Below are 14729 nucleotides of genomic sequence, written 5' to 3'. Positions count from 1 at the left end.
GGATACCCCCCGGAGGTTCTTGTGCGCAAGGTCCTGCACGGCTGGCGGCTCGTCGTTCCCCTGGCCGCCTTAGCCCTTCTCTCCCCGTTCGCCGCGGCACCCGCGAGCGCGACGGCCGAACCGCCCCCGGCCGCCCGCCTCGCGGCCCCGTCCGACGAAGCCCCGCACGTCAGCAAGACCCGGCTCGACACCCGTGACCGGGCCCCCCAGCCCGCGGCCAAGGACGCCCTGCGCCGCGACTACGACGAACCCGCCACGCAGCCGCAGCGCCCGAGACCGTCGGCGCGCAAGGGCGTCGCGGCGGCCGCCGCCTGCAACGTCTCCGACTTCACCAGCCGCACCGGCAGCGCCCTGGTCCAGCAGATCAAGGCCAGCGCCACCGACTGCGTCAACACCCTGTTCATGCTGACCGGCACGGACGCCTACAACGCCTTCCGCGAGGCGCAGATGACGACCGTCGCCTACGCCCTGCGCGACAACTCGGCGAACTACCCGGGCGACAACTCCACCGGCACCGCGCAACTGGTCCTCTACCTGCGCGCCGGCTACTACGTCCACTGGTACAACTCCGGCGACGTCGGCACCTACGGCCAGGCGCTCATCACCGCGATCCGGTCCGGCCTGGACGCCTTCTTCGCCTCCTCCCGGTCCTCGACCGTCAGCGACGCCAACGGCGAGGTGCTGGCCGAGGCCGTCACCCTCATCGACAGCGCCGAGCAGAACGACCGCTACCTGTACGTGGTCAAGCGCCTGCTCGACGGCTACAACAGCTCCTACGACGCGTCGTGGTGGATGCTCAACGCGGTCAACAACGTCTACACCGTGCTGTTCCGCGGCCACCAGGTTCCCGCGTTCGTCAGCGCCGTGCAGGCCGACCGCAGCGTGCTCGACACCCTCAACTCCTTCGCCACGAACCACCTCAACATGCTCGGCACCGACCGCTCCTACCTCGTCTCCAACGCCGGGCGCGAGCTGGGCCGCTTCCTGCAGCACACGGCGTTGCAGGCCGTCGTCCGGCCGCTGGCCAAGAACCTGATCAGCCGCAGCGCCATCACCGGCGCCACCGCGCCGCTGTGGGTGGGCGTGGCCGAGATGACCGACGCCTACGACAAGGCCAACTGCTCCTACTACGGCACCTGCGACCTGGCGAACCGCCTGGCGACCACCGTGCTGCCGATCACCCACACGTGCAGCGCCAGCATCAGGATCCGCGCCCAGGACGTCACCGCGAGCCAGCTCGCCTCCACCTGCGCCAGCCTGGCCAACCAGGACGCCTTCTTCCACAACCTGGTCAAGGACAACGGCCCGGTCGCGAACGACAACAACACCACGCTGGAAGTGGTGGTCTTCGACTCCAGCACCGACTACCAGACCTACGCCGGCGCGATCTTCGGGATCGACACGAACAACGGGGGCATGTACCTGGAGGGCGACCCCGCCGCCGCGGGCAACCAGCCCAGGTTCATCGCCTACGAGGCCGAGTGGCTGCGCCCCGACTTCCAGATCTGGAACCTCAACCACGAGTACACCCACTACCTCGACGGCCGCTTCGACATGTACGGCGACTTCAACGCCGGGGTGAGCACGCCGACCATCTGGTGGATCGAGGGCTTCGCCGAGTACGTCTCCTACTCCTACCGCAAGGTCGTCTACGACGCGGCGATCACCGAGGCCGGCAACCGCACGTACGCCCTCAGCACGCTGTGGAACACCACCTACGACCATGACACCACCCGCATCTACCGGTGGGGCTACCTGGCCGTCCGCTACATGTTCGAGAAGCACCCGGCCGACGTCGCGACGCTGCTGGGCTCGTACCGGAGCGGCGCGTGGAGCACCGCCAGGTCCTTCCTGACCAGCACGATCGGCAGCCGCTACGACTCCGACTGGAACACCTGGCTCGCCGCCTGCGCGGCCGGGGCGTGCTCCGGAGGCGGCACCGGCAACCAGGCGCCCACCGCGAACTTCACCTCCACGGCCAGCGGCCTGACCGCCTCCTTCACCGACACCTCCACCGACTCCGACGGCACCATCGCCTCCCGCCGCTGGGACTTCGGCGACGGCGCCACCTCCACCACGGCCAACCCGTCGCACGCCTACGCGGCGCAGGGCACGTACACGGTCACGCTGACCGTCACCGACAACGGCGGCGCCACCGGGACGACGTCGAAGCAGGTCACCGTCTCGACCGGCGGCGGCTCGACGCCCGAGTGCACCGCCTCCGACACCCGCAAGCTCGACAGGAACTGCAAGCGCGGCAACCTGTCGGCCACCCAGGGCAACTACGCCTACCTCTACATCTACCTGCCCGCGGGGACGGCCCGGCTGACCATCACCGCCTCCGGCGGCACCGGGAACGCCGACCTCTACTACAACGCCGCCACCTGGGCCACCACCTCGGCCTACACCCAGCGCTCCACCGCGTCGGGCAACGCCGAGACCCTGGTGATCAACAACCCGCCCGCCGGTTACAACTACATCAGCCTCCACGCCGCGCAGACCTTCTCGGGCGCGAGCGTCAAGACCGAGTACTAGACCGCCCGGGCGCCGGGGCCGGCGAACCCCCTCCCGCCGGTCCCGGCCCGGGCCCCTCTCACCTCACTGGAGTGATCCGTGACTCTCCGTAACGTGCTGACCGCGGGGCTGCTGCTCGGCGTGGCGGCCTGCGGCGGCGGCAAGGCCGCCGCGCCCGCGCCGGCGGCGGCCGGGGGCGGGACCCTGACGATCCTGTCCAACCAGGACTTCTCCCACCTGGACCCGGCCCGCAACTGGACGATGCCCCAGATGGACTTCGGCATCCGGCTGCTGTACCGCACCCTCACCACCTTCAAGGCAGGCAGCCACGAGATCGTCCCGGATCTGGCCACCGACCTGGGGACCGCCTCCGAAGGGGGCAAGGTGTGGACCTTCACCCTCAAGGAGGGCGTGAAGTACGAGGACGGCACCCCGGTCGTCTCGAAGGACATCAAGTACAACGTGGAGCGTTCCTTCGCCCCCGAGCTGCCCGGCGGCCCCAACTACGCCCAGCTCTACCTGGCCGACGCGGACGGCTACAAGGGTCCGCTGAAGGGCAGGCACCTGGACTCGATCGAGACCCCGGACGACAGGACCATCGTCTTCCGCCTCAAGCGGCCGGTCGCCGAGTTCTCCTCCACGGTGACGCTGCCGACGTTCGCGCCGGTGCCGGCCGCGAAGGAGACCGTGGCGCAGTACGACAACCGGCCCTTCTCCTCCGGGCCGTACAAGATCGAGCGCTACGACCGCGGCAAGGAGATGGTCCTCGTCCGCAACCCGCACTGGTCGGCGGCCACCGACCCGGTGCGCAAGGCCGCGCCCGACCGCATCGTGGTCAAGCAGGGCCTGCGGCAGGGCGTGATCGACGACCGGCTCATCGAGAGCAGGGGCGAGGACGCCACCTCGATCGCCTACACCGACGTCAGCGCCGCCAGCCTGGCCAAGATCCTGCCCCGGCCCGACGTGAAGTCCCGGCTGGTCAACGCCATGTCGGGGTGCACCGACATGATCGGCTTCAACACCTCCAAGCCGCCCTTCGACGACGTGAAGGCCCGGCAGGCGGTGCACTTCGCCCTGGACAAGCAGGCCCTCCAGACCGCCGCCGGGGGCCCGGCCATGACCTCGATCGCCACCGCGTACCTGCCGCCGGCCCTGTCGGGCGGCACGCCGCAGGACGTGTTCCGCCTGCCCCCGGGCGGCGACGTCGAGAAGGCCAAGGCCCTGCTCGGCGGCCGGACCCTGAACGTCCGGATGACGATCTCGACCGGTGACAAGGCGCTCGGCGAGGCCGTGCAGGCGTCGCTGAAGCGGGCCGGCGTCGAGGTCGTGCTCACCCCCGTCGATCCCTCGGTCTACTACGACACCGTCGGCGACACCGCCAAGACGCCCGACCTGTTCACCTACGGCTGGTGCCCCGACTACCCGTCCGGGGCGACGTTCCTGCCGCTGCTGTTCGACGGGCGCACGATCGTCGAGAAGGGCAACTCGGGCAACGTCTGGCAGTTCAAGGACGAGGCCGTGGAGAAGCGCATCGACGAGATCCAGTCGATGAGCGACCCGAAGGCCGCCGAGGCCGCCTGGATCGACCTCGACCGGCAGGTCATGCAGTCCTCGCCGGCGGTGCCGTACGCGTGGGACCGCAAGCCGATCCTGGTCGGCAAGGGCGTCTCCGGCGCCGTGGGCCATCCCGTCTGGTCCGGGCAGCTCGACTTCGCCGTCCTGGGGGTGAAGCAGCAGTGAGGAACGGCTACCCCGGATTCCGGCGGATCCGGACATGACGGCGACGGTCGTCACGGCGAGCCCGCCCGCCCGGCTGGTCCGCAGGCGCCTGCTGGGCGGCGCCGCCGCCCGGTTCGGGCTGGCCGTGGTGACGGTCCTGGTACTGGTCGCGCTCGCCGCGCCGCTGCTCACCCAGGTGAACGGCTGGCCGCCGGACGCCTTCGACCCGGCCGCGATCGACCAGGAACTCGCGGGCGTGCCCAAGGGGATGCTGGGCGGCGTCAGCGGCGAGCACTGGCTCGGCGTCGAGCCCGTCAACGGCCGCGACGTCTTCAGCCGCATCGTGTACGGCGCCCGCGTCTCGCTGCTCGTCTCCACCCTGGCGACCCTGGTGTCGGTGCTGCTCGGCACCGTGTTCGGCCTGCTGGCCGGCTACCTCGGCGGCTGGGCGGACGCGGTGATCAGCCGGACCATGGACCTGCTCATGTCGTTCCCGAGCCTGATCTTCATGATCGCCCTCATCTCGGTCATGCCCGACGGCGACCGCATGGTCCTGCTCGTGTGCGTGATGGGCGGGTTCGGCTGGCCGTACATCGGGCGGATCGTGCGCGGGCAGGCGATCTCCGTCAAGCACCGCGAGTACGTGGACGCCGCCCGGGTCGGCGGCGCGCTGAACGGCGTCATCGTCTTCCGCGAGATCATGCCCAACATCACCGCGCCGATCCTCGTGTACGCGACGCTCGCCGTGCCCGCCAACATCGGCACCGAGGCGGCGCTGTCGTTCCTCGGCGTCGGGGTGCGCCCGCCGACCGCCTCCTGGGGGCAGATGATCCAGGAGGCGATGCTCTGGTACGAGGTGGACCCGATGTACCTGCTCATCCCCGGCACCTGCCTGTTCCTGACCGTGCTCGCCTTCACCCTCCTCGGCGACGCCCTGCGCGACGCCATCGACCCCAAGGGGGCGGCGCAGTGACGTCGTACCTGGTCAGACGGGCCCTCGCGGTCGCCGGAGTGCTGCTGGTGATCTGCGCGGTGACCTTCGTGATCTTCTATGTGCTGCCGTCCGACCCGGCGGTCCAGGCGTGCGGCAAGACCTGCACGCCCGAGCGGGTCGCCGAGGTGCGCGCGCAGATGGGGCTGGACCGGCCGCTGTGGGAGCAGTTCGGCGGCTACGTCGCGGGCATCTTCGCCGGACGTCCCGGCTGCCACGTGCCCTGCCTCGGGTTCTCCTACCAGAACGCGCTGCCGGTCTGGGACCTGCTGATCGACCGGCTGGGGGCCAGCACGTCCCTGGCGATCGGCGCGGCCCTGCTGTGGCTGGTCGTGGGCGTCACGGTCGGGGTGGTGTCGGCGCTGCGCCGGGGGAGCGCCCTGGACCGGACGCTGATGATCGCCACGCTGACCAGCGCCTCCCTGCCGGTCTACTTCGTGGCGATGGTCCTGCTCCTGCTGGTGGTACGGGTGACGGGGCTGCTGCCGTACCCGGCGTACGTGCCGCTCACCGACGACCCCGCCGCCTGGGCCGGCAACCTGATCCTGCCCTGGGTCACGCTGGCCGCCCTGTACGCCGCCATGTACGCCAGGCTCACCCGCGCGCAGATGATCGAGACGATGGCCGAGCCGTACATCAGGACGGCCCGCGCCAAGGGCCTGCACGAGCGGACCGTGGTCGCCAAGCACGGCATGCGCGCGGCCATGACCCCGGTCGTCACCGTCTTCGGCATGGACCTGGGCGGCCTGCTCGCCGGTGCGATGATCACCGAGACCGTGTACGGCCTGCCCGGCGTGGGACGGCTGGCCTACGACGGCATCGTCAAGTCCGACCAGCCCGTGATCCTCGGCACGACGCTGCTCGCGGCCTTCTTCATCGTGCTGGCCAACCTGCTCGTGGACCTGGTCTACGCGGTCATCGACCCCAGGGTGAGGTACTCGTGATCCTTTCCGTGCGCGACCTGTCCGTGAGCTTCGGCGACGTCCGGATCGTGGACGGCGTGTCGTTCGGCGTGGAGCGGGGGCGCACCCTGGGCGTCGTGGGCGAGTCCGGGTCGGGCAAGTCGGTGACCGCGCTGTCCGTGCTCGGGCTGCACCGCCGGGCGACCGTCGCCGGGTCGATCGAGCTCGACGGGGAGGAGCTCGTCGGCGCCCCGGCCGAACGGCTGCGCCGGCTGCGCGGCAGCGCGGTTTCGATGATCTTCCAGGATCCGCTGTCGTCGCTGCATCCGTTCTTCACCGTGGGGGAGCAGATCGCCGAGGCGTACCGGCTGCACCGCCGTACCGGCAGGCGGGTGGCTCGTGAGCGGGCGGTCGAGATGCTGGCCGAGGTGGGCATCCCGGAGCCGCGGCGGCGCGCCGGGGAGCACCCGCACCGCTTCTCGGGCGGCATGAGGCAGCGGGTGATGATCGCGATGGCGCTGGCCTGCGAGCCGGGCGTGCTGATCGCCGACGAGCCGACGACGGCGCTGGACGTGACCGTCCAGGCGCAGATCCTCGACCTGATCGCGCGCATCCAGCGCGACCGGGGGCTCGCGGTCGTCCTGATCACCCACGACCTGGGCGTGGTGGCGCGCATGGCCGACGACGTCCTGGTCATGTACGGCGGCCGGACCGTGGAGCACGCGCCGGCCAGGGAGATCTTCAAACGGCCGCTGCACCCGTACACGCGGGCCCTGCTGGACTCGGTGCCCGGCGCGGACCCGGGCCGTGCCCGGCTGCGGGCCATCGCGGGAGCGCCGCCCTCGCTGCTCGCGCCGCCACCGGGCTGCCGGTTCCACCCGCGCTGCCCGGCCGCCCTCGACGTCTGCGCGACCACGCGACCGCCGCTCGCGGGCGAGCCCCACCGGGTCGCGTGCCATCTGGAAGGAGCCGACCACTGATGCTCTCGGTACGCGACCTGCGGATGACCTTCCCCGTACGCCGCGGGCAACGGGTCCGGGCGGTGGACGGCGTGAGCTTCGACGTGCCCGAGGGCCAGGCGCTCGGGCTGGTGGGCGAGTCGGGCTGCGGCAAGTCCACGACCGGGCGCATGATCGTCCGGCTGCTGGAGCCCACCGGCGGGACCGTCACCTTCGACGGCCAGGACATCACCCACCTGGGCCCCCGGGCCCTGCTGCCGATGCGCGGACGGCTCCAGATGATCTTCCAGGACCCGTACGCGTCGCTGAACCCGCGCCACACCGTCCGGCAGATCGTCGCCGGGCCGCGCCGGACCGTGGACCGGGACGGCGTCGTCGAGCTGCTCAGGCTCGTCGGACTGGACGCCGAGCACGCCGACCGCTACCCCCACGAGTTCTCCGGCGGCCAGGCGCAGCGGATCGGCATCGCCCGCGCGCTCGCCTCCCGCCCCCGCCTGGTCGTCTGCGACGAGCCGGTCTCGGCGCTGGACGTGTCCATCCAGGCCCAGATCGTCAACCTGCTCGCCGACCTGCGGGCCGACCTCGGGCTCGGCTACCTGTTCATCGCGCACGACCTGTCGGTGGTGCGGCACATGTGCGAGACGGTCGCCGTCATGTACCTGGGCCGGATCGTGGAGACCGGCTCCTCGGCCACCGTCTACGCCGATCCCGCCCATCCGTACACGCGCACGCTGCTGTCGGCCGTGCCGGTGCCTGACCCGGAGGTGGAGGCCGCGCGGGAGCGCATCGTCCTGCACGGCGACCCGCCCAGCCCGCTCGCGCCGCCGCCCGGCTGCGCCTTCCATCCGCGCTGCCCGAAGGCCCGGTCGCTGTGCCGGACGGAGCCGCCCGTGCTCACGACGGTACGGGGGCGACAGGTGAGCTGCCACTTCCCCGAGGAGTGACCGGGCCTGCCTCCGGGAGGCCGGTTCCCTGAGCGGACCGGCTTCCCGGGGCTCGGTCGGGTCGGTGTCACCAGTACCTTTCCTCTCACATCCCCCTTGTCGGGCGAAACGCGCATCCCAGTTCGTGAACCGCCGGAGCGGAGGGATGCGACAGAGAGGCATGACACCGATGAACGGGCTCCCGTGAGCGAGCACGAGACGTGGCAGGACGCCCGGCTGCTGGAGGCCGTGGCCGACGGCGACCGGCGTGCGCTGGAAGTCCTCTATGCCCGGCACGCGCCCTGGCTCCTCCTCCGGCTCACCCGCCGCTGCGCCGACCCCGCCCTGGTGGACGAGGCGGTCCAGGACACCTTCGTCGCGGTCTGGCGTACCGCGCGCAGTTGGAAGGGGCGGGGCGAGGTCGCGGCCTGGATCTGGGGGATCGGCGTGCGCCGCCTGCTCGACCACCTGCGCCGCCGCCCCGCGGCGGTGCTGCCCGCCCACGAGCAGGTCATGGTCTCCGCCGAGGAGCAGGTGCTGCTCGGCATCGAGTACGGCGAGCTCGGCCGGGCGCTCGACCGGCTCTCCCCGGAGCTGCGCGCCGTGGTCCAGGCGACCGTCCTGGACGGCCTGACCACCCGCGAGGCCGGACGGCTGCTCGGCATCCCCGTGGGGACGGTCAAGACCCGGATGATGCGCGCCCGCGCGCTGCTGAGGGAGGAACTGGCGTGAGCACCTGGCACATGGACGACGGCATGGCCGCGGCGTACGCGGCGGGCGAACTGCCCGCGACGCCGGCCGCCTCCGTCGAGGCCCACCTGCTGGCCTGCGAGCAGTGCCGCCTCCTGCTGGCCCCGCGGGTGCCGCGGGCCCGCCTGGACCGGGTCTGGGACGACATCGCCGACACCGTGGACGCCCCCGCGCCCCGCCCGGTCGAACGGCTGCTGCGGGCCGCCGGGGTGCGCGAGCACACGGCCCGGCTGCTCGGGGCCACGGTCTCGCTGCGGCTGCCGTGGCTGGCCGCCAGCGCCGTGGCGCTGTTCTTCGCCGCGCTGGCCTCGGGGGAGACGAACCGGTGGGGGCTGCTGACGTTCCTCACACTGGCGCCGGTCGTGCCGGTGGCCGGGGTCGCCGTGGCCTTCGGGCGGGACGGGGATCCGGCCTACGAGATCGGGCTGGCCGCGCCGTACTCGACGTTCCGGCTGATGCTGATGCGGGCCGCCGCCGTGGTGGCGTCCTCGTCGGCGCTGGCGCTGGCGGCCGGGCTGACCCTGCCGGGCGGCGGCTGGGCGACCGCCGCGTGGCTGCTGCCCTCGCTCGCCCTCACCTCGCTGACCCTGGCGCTGTCCAGCCGGTACGACCCGCGCCGCTGCGCTATCGCGGTGACCGTCCCCTGGGTGGCCGCGGTCGTCGGCACGAACGTACGCGAGCCGGATCTGGCCATGTTCGGGGCCGCCGGGCAGGCCGGCTACCTGGCCGTCACCGTCGTGTCCGTCGTCCTGCTCGTCGTCCGGCGCAGGGAGTTCTCATGATCGAGGCAGTCGGCCTGGTGAAGACCTACGGCCGCGACCGGGCCCTGGACGGGCTCACCCTCACCGCAGGCAAGGGCGTCACCGGCCTGCTCGGCCCGAACGGCGCGGGCAAGAGCACCCTGGTACGGGTCCTCGCGACCGTCCTCGCGCCGGACGAGGGCGAGCTGCGGCTGCTCGGCCGCGACCCGGCCGCCGGACGGCTGGAGATCCGGCGGCGGCTCGGCTACCTGCCGCAGGACCTGGGCTTCCAACGCGGTGTCACCGTCTTCGAGTTCGTCGACTACGTGGCGATCCTGAAGGAGATGACACACCGCCGGTCCAGGCACGACGAGGTGCGCCGGGTGATCGAGGAGGTCGGGCTCACGTCCGTCGGCGGCAGGCGGGTCCGTACGTTGTCGGGCGGCATGCGGCGGCGTCTCGGCATCGCCCAGGCCCTGCTGGGGGAGCCCGAGCTGATCCTCCTGGACGAGCCCGCCGCCGGGCTGGACCCGGAGCAGCGGCTGCTGTTCGGCGAGCTGGTCGCGCGCCTCGGCCAGGACCGTACGGTCGTGCTGTCCACCCACCAGACCGACGACGTCGCCGCCCTCTGCGACCGGGTGGCCGTGCTCAAGGCGGGCCGGTGCGTGTTCGCGGGGGCTCCTCGGGAGCTCCGGGCGCTGGCCGAGGGGCAGGTCTGGGTGTCGGCGGAGAAGGCGGCAGGGACGTCGCGGCGGACCGGCGACGGCCTGTACCGCGGCCTCGGCCCCACGCCCCGGAACGCCCGCCCCGCCGACCCCACCCTGGAGGACGGCTACCTGCTGCTCCTCACCACAACCACCAACACCACGGACATCACGGAGGCTTCGGCATGACCCGCGACCCCGACGCCTCCCCTCCGGACACCCCCCGCAAGTCGGCCACCCCCCGCACGCCTCGCACGCCGGACGCACCGGACTTGCTGGAGAACGGTGGCGAGCCCGTCCATCCGCTGCTCGCGCACCTGCTGCCCGCGCTCGCGCTGGCCGAGACGCGGCGGCTGATGCTGCACCCGCTCGCGATCGCGGGCCTGGCCCTGTACCTGCTCGGCCTCGCCACCACGGAATGGGCGCCCCGGCCCGCCTACAGCGCGCTCACCAACGGTTTCGTCGTCCTGTGGGGGTTGCCGATCTTCTTCGCCGCGACGCTCACGGCCTCGGCCACCAGACGCGCGGGCACGGACGAACTGCTGGCCGTCACCCCCGTCGGCCGGAACCTGCGCACGGCGGCCTGCTGCCTGGCCGGGCTGGGACCGTTCCTGCTGGCCTGCGCGATCCAGGCCGTCATGGTGACCGTCTACGTGGTCGCCGACGTCGAGCTGGAGCGTTTCCCGAGCGTCCACGAGATCGCGGCGGGGCCGTTGTGCATGCTCGGCGCCTGTTTCCTGGGGGTGGCGGTGGCCCGGTGGCTGCCGTGGCCCGGGGTGTCCGTCCTGGTGATGCTCGCGTTGATCGTCGTCAACCAGCGGGTGGAGCCGCACCACTCGACGCTGTCCATGCTGGGCCTGTACGTCGAGTTCGCGCGGTGGGGGCCGCCGCCGTACCTGGAGGGCGTGGGTTTCCTGCCGGGCTCGCCCGCCTGGCACGCCCTCTACCTGCTGGCGTTGAGCCTGGGGGCCGGGGCGCTGGCGATGACCCGCGACTCGGACCGGCGCGGGCTCTGGGTCGGCATCGGCGCCGCCCTGGTCGTGACCGCGTCGGTGGCCGCGATCCGGCAACTGCCATGACCGCCATGACCGCCATGACCGCCATGACCGCCATGACCGCCATGACCGCCACGACCGCCATGACCGCCATGACCGCCACGACCCCGCCCGCCCCGCGGCGCCTGCTCGACCGGCTGCCCGGCGCGCGGGGCCGGGCGCGTGCGCTGCTCGTCCGGCGGCTCCAGCGGGCCATCTCCGCCAACGGCCCGCAGGCCGCGCTGGCCGCCGTGATCGAGCTGGTACGAGAAGGACTGCCGGCCACCGCGGTCGCCGTGGAACTGCCGGGCACCCGGATCACGTCGGGCGATCCCGGGCCGGTCGTCCACGATCTGACCGGTACCCGGATCACGTCGGGCGAGCCCTGGCCGGTCGCTCATGACGTGCCGCTGGTGTGGCACGGACGGGCGGTGGGCCGCCTGCTGATCACCCCGTTCGCCGATCCGCGGGCGGTCGCCGCGGTCACCCCGTACGTCGCCGACGCCGCCCACACCGCGGCCGTCGTCGCGGACCTGCGCCGGACCAGGGAACGCGTGCTCGCCATCCGCGAGGAGGAACGCCGCCGCCTCCACCACGACCTGCACGAAGGGCTCGGCCGGGCCCTGCGCGACCTGGCCGGGACGGTCGACGCGGCCGCCACCGGCCACCGCACCGACCCCGCCGCGGCCGACCGGCTCCTGCTCGACCTGAGCGCCGCCATGAACACGATCAGCCAGGAGATCAGAGCCCTCCTCCAGAACCCGAGCCCCCTCCAGGACCCGCACCCCCGGGTGCCGTCGCCGCGACGTGACAGGGCGCGGGCTCATTCCGGGGCGACCGGCGTGACGTAGACCTCGCGGATCTCCGGACGCCGCCGCAGCCGTTCCTCCACCGCCGACATTGCCCGCTCGGCCCCGGGAAGGTCCGTGGCCGAGGTGAGGGTCACCCGGGCGGCCACCATGACCTGGTGAGGGCCCACGATCACCGCGATCACCCTGCGCACCCCGGCGACCCCGGGCACCTCGGCGATCGCGCGGCGGATGCGGGCCAGGTCGGCGGCGTCCACGCTGGGCGCGGCGACGAGGTTCTGGTTGAGACGCAGCAGCAGACCCGAGACCGCGACCAGCAGGATCCCGATCAGCACGCTGCCCAGCGAGTCGTAGACCTCGTTCCCGGTCGCCTGGTGCAGCCCGAGCCCGGCCAGCGCGATCGGGCCGCTGACCACGGCCGCCGCGTTGGCCAGCGTGACGGTCTTGGCCGCCGGGTCGCTCCCGGCCAGCAGCTCCGACCACAACGACCGGCCGGTCACCGCGGCCCGCGCGCCGAGGGCCCGTACCGAGACGGCCAGCGCCCACCCGTCGCTGACCGTGATCAGGGTGATCACCAGGTAGCCCAGCGCGTACGAACCGCCCGAGGCCGACGGCTCGCCCAGGCCCTCCACGATCGACGCGACGCCCCCGCCCACGAACAGCCCCACGGCGGCGAACAGCGACCAGAAGAAGATCTCCTGCCCGTAGCCCAGCGGGTGGCGCTCGTCGGCCGGACGCGCCACCCGCGCCAGCCCGATCAGCAGGAACGCCTCCACCCCGAGGTCGGCCACGCTGAACATGGCCTCGGCGTACAGGATGGCCGAGCCGGTGGCCGCCGCCAGCACTCCGAGGACGACGGCCTGCGTCGCCACGACCACCATGGTGACGATCACGCTGGTCCGGCTGCTCGGCTGCGCGCTCATGCCGGAACGACCTCCCGGCAGGCGATCATCGCTTGGGGGTCACCCGTACGACGGCGCGGCCGCGGTCGAAGGAGAGGAAGCGCAGGACGACGTCGTTCAGGGTGAGTGTGGTGACGCCCCGGATGTAGCCCGTGCAGCCGCCGCCCTCGTCGAACTTGCAGGTGGACGAGCCGCCCTGCTCGCCCTGGGAGCTCATGTCCCCGGCCCCGGTGAAGTCCGCCTCCCAGGTGACCTTGTCGCCCTCGACGCTCCCGACGGCGAAGCGGGAGATCCCGTGACGCTGCCCGAACTTCAGGACGTCCCCCGCCCTGAGGGTGACCTCGCACCGGGCGTCCCCGCACCCGCCGAGCTCCCGCCCGCCCGCGCCGCCGGCGGCGTCGGGCGGCGACGTGGACGAGCCGGACGTGGATTCGGACGCGGGTTCGGACGCGGATTCGGAAGTGGGCGCCGACGTGCGCCCGGCCGTCCCGACAGGACCGGCGCACCCGGTCAACGCGCAAGCGAGCAGGAGTACAAGCCACTTGACCATGGCAAACACCCTAGGCTCCAGGACGGATCTCACCCCGGAGTTCCTCCTCACCCGGCGTGCCGCACCCCGCCGCGAACGCCATCCTCAGCGTGTCACGCGCAAGGCCCACTCGACCGAGTCCGGGGCCTGGACCCGTACCGTCAGGGTCTTCCTGCGGCCCAGATCGAGGCGGTTCATGATGGGGCTGATCACGTCGTCGAGGCAGGTGAAGGGCATGTCGATGCCCGGCTCCAGGATGATCTCCGCCTTGCCCTCCCCCCGGCAGCGGAACAGGACCCACAGCTCGTCCTTGCCGGGGGGCACGTCGCCCACGACCATGGACCCCTTCCTCGGGCCCGCCTTGAGGACGGTGATGGTGCCGGCCTCCATGCCCGGCAGGCGCAGGGACGCGGGTTCGGGCGGTGGCGTGCTCGCCGGGGTCTCGGTGGGAGGGACCGCCGCTGTCTTGCTGGGAGGGGCCGACGGGGTGGCGTCCCGCCGCTCAGCCGCCGGATCGGTCGGAGGCGCAGCCGTGCAGGCCGTCGCCAGGGCGAGAAGGCAGCAGGGAATGGCGAGAGACGCCACCTGTCGGATCATCATGTCGAGATCACCTTTGTTTGAGGTACCAGCCGACGCGCCATGGAGTCCAGGCGGTTACGTTTTTCGGCTTTTGGCCGCATACGTGATAAACGCCGTTGGTCTTCTTGCGCCAGACGCCGTACGTGGCGGTGGTGGTTTTGCGGGCGGGAGTCGGGATCGAGATGGTGTTGCCCAATGAAGCCGTGAGACTGGCGGACAGATTCACGCCCGTGGCCACTTCGGCCCCGGCGATGAGCCTGTCGACCTTCAGGCTGCCGGAGACGTTCCAGGAGACCGAGACCGTGCCGGAGACGGTGGCGGTGAAGGTGGACGTCGCGGCGTGCGAGGTGCTGTTGTGGTTCGACTGCGTCGGGCCGATCGCCTTGTGGCTGTTGCTGTAGGTGGAGACCCGATAACTGACCTCCCCAGGCGGGCAGGCCATCGCCAGGGAAGGAGCGGAGGACTTGGCGCGGAAGATCTCCGTGTCGTCGTCGAAGCCGACGACCACGTTCGGATTGCCGGGAACGGGCCGGGGCTCGTCGGCGAAGGCCGGCGTCGCGCCCAGAATCGCGAGCGGTGCGATCAGTGCGGTTGCCGAGAGCGTGCGTTTCAGCGACATCGTGGGTAGGCTCCCTCTGCATCGAATGGTGCTCCACGGACGGGGATCGTTGGTC

General features: G+C 72.1%; 15 protein-coding genes. 11 read left to right on the top strand and 4 right to left on the bottom strand.

The annotated features are described in order from the left end of the window. Nucleotides 1–21 precede the first annotated feature (21 nt). From ACIA8R_RS50480 to ACIA8R_RS50430, 11 genes are all read left to right on the top strand, one after another. Complete coding sequence (locus ACIA8R_RS50480; protein ID WP_364099514.1) at nucleotides 22–2535, top strand: collagenase; 2514 nt, start codon at nucleotides 22–24, stop codon at nucleotides 2533–2535. A gap of 78 nt (nucleotides 2536–2613) precedes the next feature. Then, on the top strand, nucleotides 2614–4254 hold the full coding sequence (locus ACIA8R_RS50475) for an ABC transporter substrate-binding protein (RefSeq protein ID WP_397045172.1): 1641 nt from the start codon (nucleotides 2614–2616) through the stop codon (nucleotides 4252–4254). A gap of 34 nt (nucleotides 4255–4288) precedes the next feature. Further along, nucleotides 4289–5206 carry an ABC transporter permease gene (locus ACIA8R_RS50470; RefSeq protein WP_357706819.1) on the top strand — a complete coding sequence of 306 codons (918 nt, stop codon included), beginning with the start codon at nucleotides 4289–4291 and terminating at the stop codon, nucleotides 5204–5206. Beyond that, entirely contained in the window at nucleotides 5203–6168 is a 966-nt protein-coding gene (locus ACIA8R_RS50465) for an ABC transporter permease (RefSeq protein ID WP_364099505.1), read from the top strand. Before ACIA8R_RS50470 ends, ACIA8R_RS50465 begins: the two co-directional genes overlap by 4 nt. Next, the gene (locus ACIA8R_RS50460) at nucleotides 6165–7106 is read left to right on the top strand and encodes an ABC transporter ATP-binding protein (RefSeq protein WP_397045170.1); all 942 of its coding nucleotides are present in this window, start codon (nucleotides 6165–6167) and stop codon (nucleotides 7104–7106) included. The genes ACIA8R_RS50465 and ACIA8R_RS50460 overlap by 4 nt, the downstream gene beginning before the upstream one ends. Beyond that, nucleotides 7106–8029 (top strand): ABC transporter ATP-binding protein, encoded by a 924-nt coding sequence (locus ACIA8R_RS50455; protein WP_364099501.1) that lies wholly within the window; start codon nucleotides 7106–7108, stop codon nucleotides 8027–8029. Before ACIA8R_RS50460 ends, ACIA8R_RS50455 begins: the two co-directional genes overlap by 1 nt. Nucleotides 8030–8212: 183 nt before the next feature. Further along, the gene (locus ACIA8R_RS50450; protein WP_364099498.1) at nucleotides 8213–8740 is read left to right on the top strand and encodes an RNA polymerase sigma factor; all 528 of its coding nucleotides are present in this window, start codon (nucleotides 8213–8215) and stop codon (nucleotides 8738–8740) included. Further along, complete coding sequence (locus ACIA8R_RS50445) at nucleotides 8737–9540, top strand: zf-HC2 domain-containing protein (RefSeq protein WP_357706813.1); 804 nt, start codon at nucleotides 8737–8739, stop codon at nucleotides 9538–9540. The genes ACIA8R_RS50450 and ACIA8R_RS50445 overlap by 4 nt, the downstream gene beginning before the upstream one ends. Beyond that, nucleotides 9537–10391 (top strand): ATP-binding cassette domain-containing protein, encoded by an 855-nt coding sequence (locus ACIA8R_RS50440; RefSeq protein WP_364099494.1) that lies wholly within the window; start codon nucleotides 9537–9539, stop codon nucleotides 10389–10391. The genes ACIA8R_RS50445 and ACIA8R_RS50440 overlap by 4 nt, the downstream gene beginning before the upstream one ends. Then, nucleotides 10388–11281 (top strand): hypothetical protein, encoded by an 894-nt coding sequence (locus ACIA8R_RS50435; RefSeq protein ID WP_364099491.1) that lies wholly within the window; start codon nucleotides 10388–10390, stop codon nucleotides 11279–11281. Before ACIA8R_RS50440 ends, ACIA8R_RS50435 begins: the two co-directional genes overlap by 4 nt. Before the next feature lie 5 nt (nucleotides 11282–11286). Next, nucleotides 11287–12087, top strand: a complete 801-nt coding sequence (locus ACIA8R_RS50430; protein ID WP_397045166.1) for a hypothetical protein — start codon at nucleotides 11287–11289, stop codon at nucleotides 12085–12087. Here ACIA8R_RS50430 and ACIA8R_RS50425 read toward each other — a convergent pair. The 4 genes from ACIA8R_RS50425 to ACIA8R_RS50410 all read right to left on the bottom strand — a co-directional run bounded on the left by ACIA8R_RS50425 (nucleotide 12060) and on the right by ACIA8R_RS50410 (nucleotide 14674). Further along, nucleotides 12060–12968 (bottom strand): cation transporter, encoded by a 909-nt coding sequence (locus ACIA8R_RS50425; protein ID WP_364099485.1) that lies wholly within the window; start codon nucleotides 12966–12968, stop codon nucleotides 12060–12062. The two genes, ACIA8R_RS50430 and ACIA8R_RS50425, sit on opposite strands and share 28 nt — an antisense overlap. Before the next feature lie 25 nt (nucleotides 12969–12993). Beyond that, nucleotides 12994–13497, bottom strand: a complete 504-nt coding sequence (locus ACIA8R_RS50420; RefSeq protein WP_397045164.1) for a hypothetical protein — start codon at nucleotides 13495–13497, stop codon at nucleotides 12994–12996. Between the two features lie 84 nt (nucleotides 13498–13581). Further along, nucleotides 13582–14076: a hypothetical protein gene (locus ACIA8R_RS50415; RefSeq protein WP_397045162.1), complete on the bottom strand. Its 495-nt coding sequence runs from the start codon at nucleotides 14074–14076 to the stop codon at nucleotides 13582–13584. Between the two features lie 7 nt (nucleotides 14077–14083). Then, nucleotides 14084–14674, bottom strand: coding sequence for a hypothetical protein (locus ACIA8R_RS50410; protein WP_397045160.1), 591 nt, complete (start codon nucleotides 14672–14674; stop codon nucleotides 14084–14086). Nucleotides 14675–14729: the final 55 nt, after the last annotated feature.

Source organism: Nonomuraea sp. NPDC051191, assembly GCF_044455665.1.
In the GTDB taxonomy this organism is placed as follows: domain Bacteria; phylum Actinomycetota; class Actinomycetes; order Streptosporangiales; family Streptosporangiaceae; genus Nonomuraea.
This window is presented reverse-complemented; position numbering and strand designations above follow the sequence as displayed.

Excerpts from the sequence above, each read along its gene's own strand:
- ACIA8R_RS50470 (WP_357706819.1), top strand. The coding sequence starts at position 4,289 with ATGACGGCGACGGTCGTCACGGCGAGCCCGCCCGCCCGGCTGGTCCGC.
- ACIA8R_RS50455 (WP_364099501.1), top strand. The coding sequence starts at position 7,106 with ATGCTCTCGGTACGCGACCTGCGGATGACCTTCCCCGTACGCCGCGGG.
- ACIA8R_RS50440 (WP_364099494.1), top strand. The coding sequence starts at position 9,537 with ATGATCGAGGCAGTCGGCCTGGTGAAGACCTACGGCCGCGACCGGGCC.
- ACIA8R_RS50435 (WP_364099491.1), top strand. The coding sequence starts at position 10,388 with ATGACCCGCGACCCCGACGCCTCCCCTCCGGACACCCCCCGCAAGTCG.
- ACIA8R_RS50430 (WP_397045166.1), top strand. The coding sequence starts at position 11,287 with ATGACCGCCATGACCGCCATGACCGCCATGACCGCCATGACCGCCACG.
- ACIA8R_RS50425 (WP_364099485.1), bottom strand. The coding sequence starts at position 12,968 with ATGAGCGCGCAGCCGAGCAGCCGGACCAGCGTGATCGTCACCATGGTG.
- ACIA8R_RS50420 (WP_397045164.1), bottom strand. The coding sequence starts at position 13,497 with ATGGTCAAGTGGCTTGTACTCCTGCTCGCTTGCGCGTTGACCGGGTGC.
- ACIA8R_RS50415 (WP_397045162.1), bottom strand. The coding sequence starts at position 14,076 with ATGATGATCCGACAGGTGGCGTCTCTCGCCATTCCCTGCTGCCTTCTC.
- ACIA8R_RS50410 (WP_397045160.1), bottom strand. The coding sequence starts at position 14,674 with ATGTCGCTGAAACGCACGCTCTCGGCAACCGCACTGATCGCACCGCTC.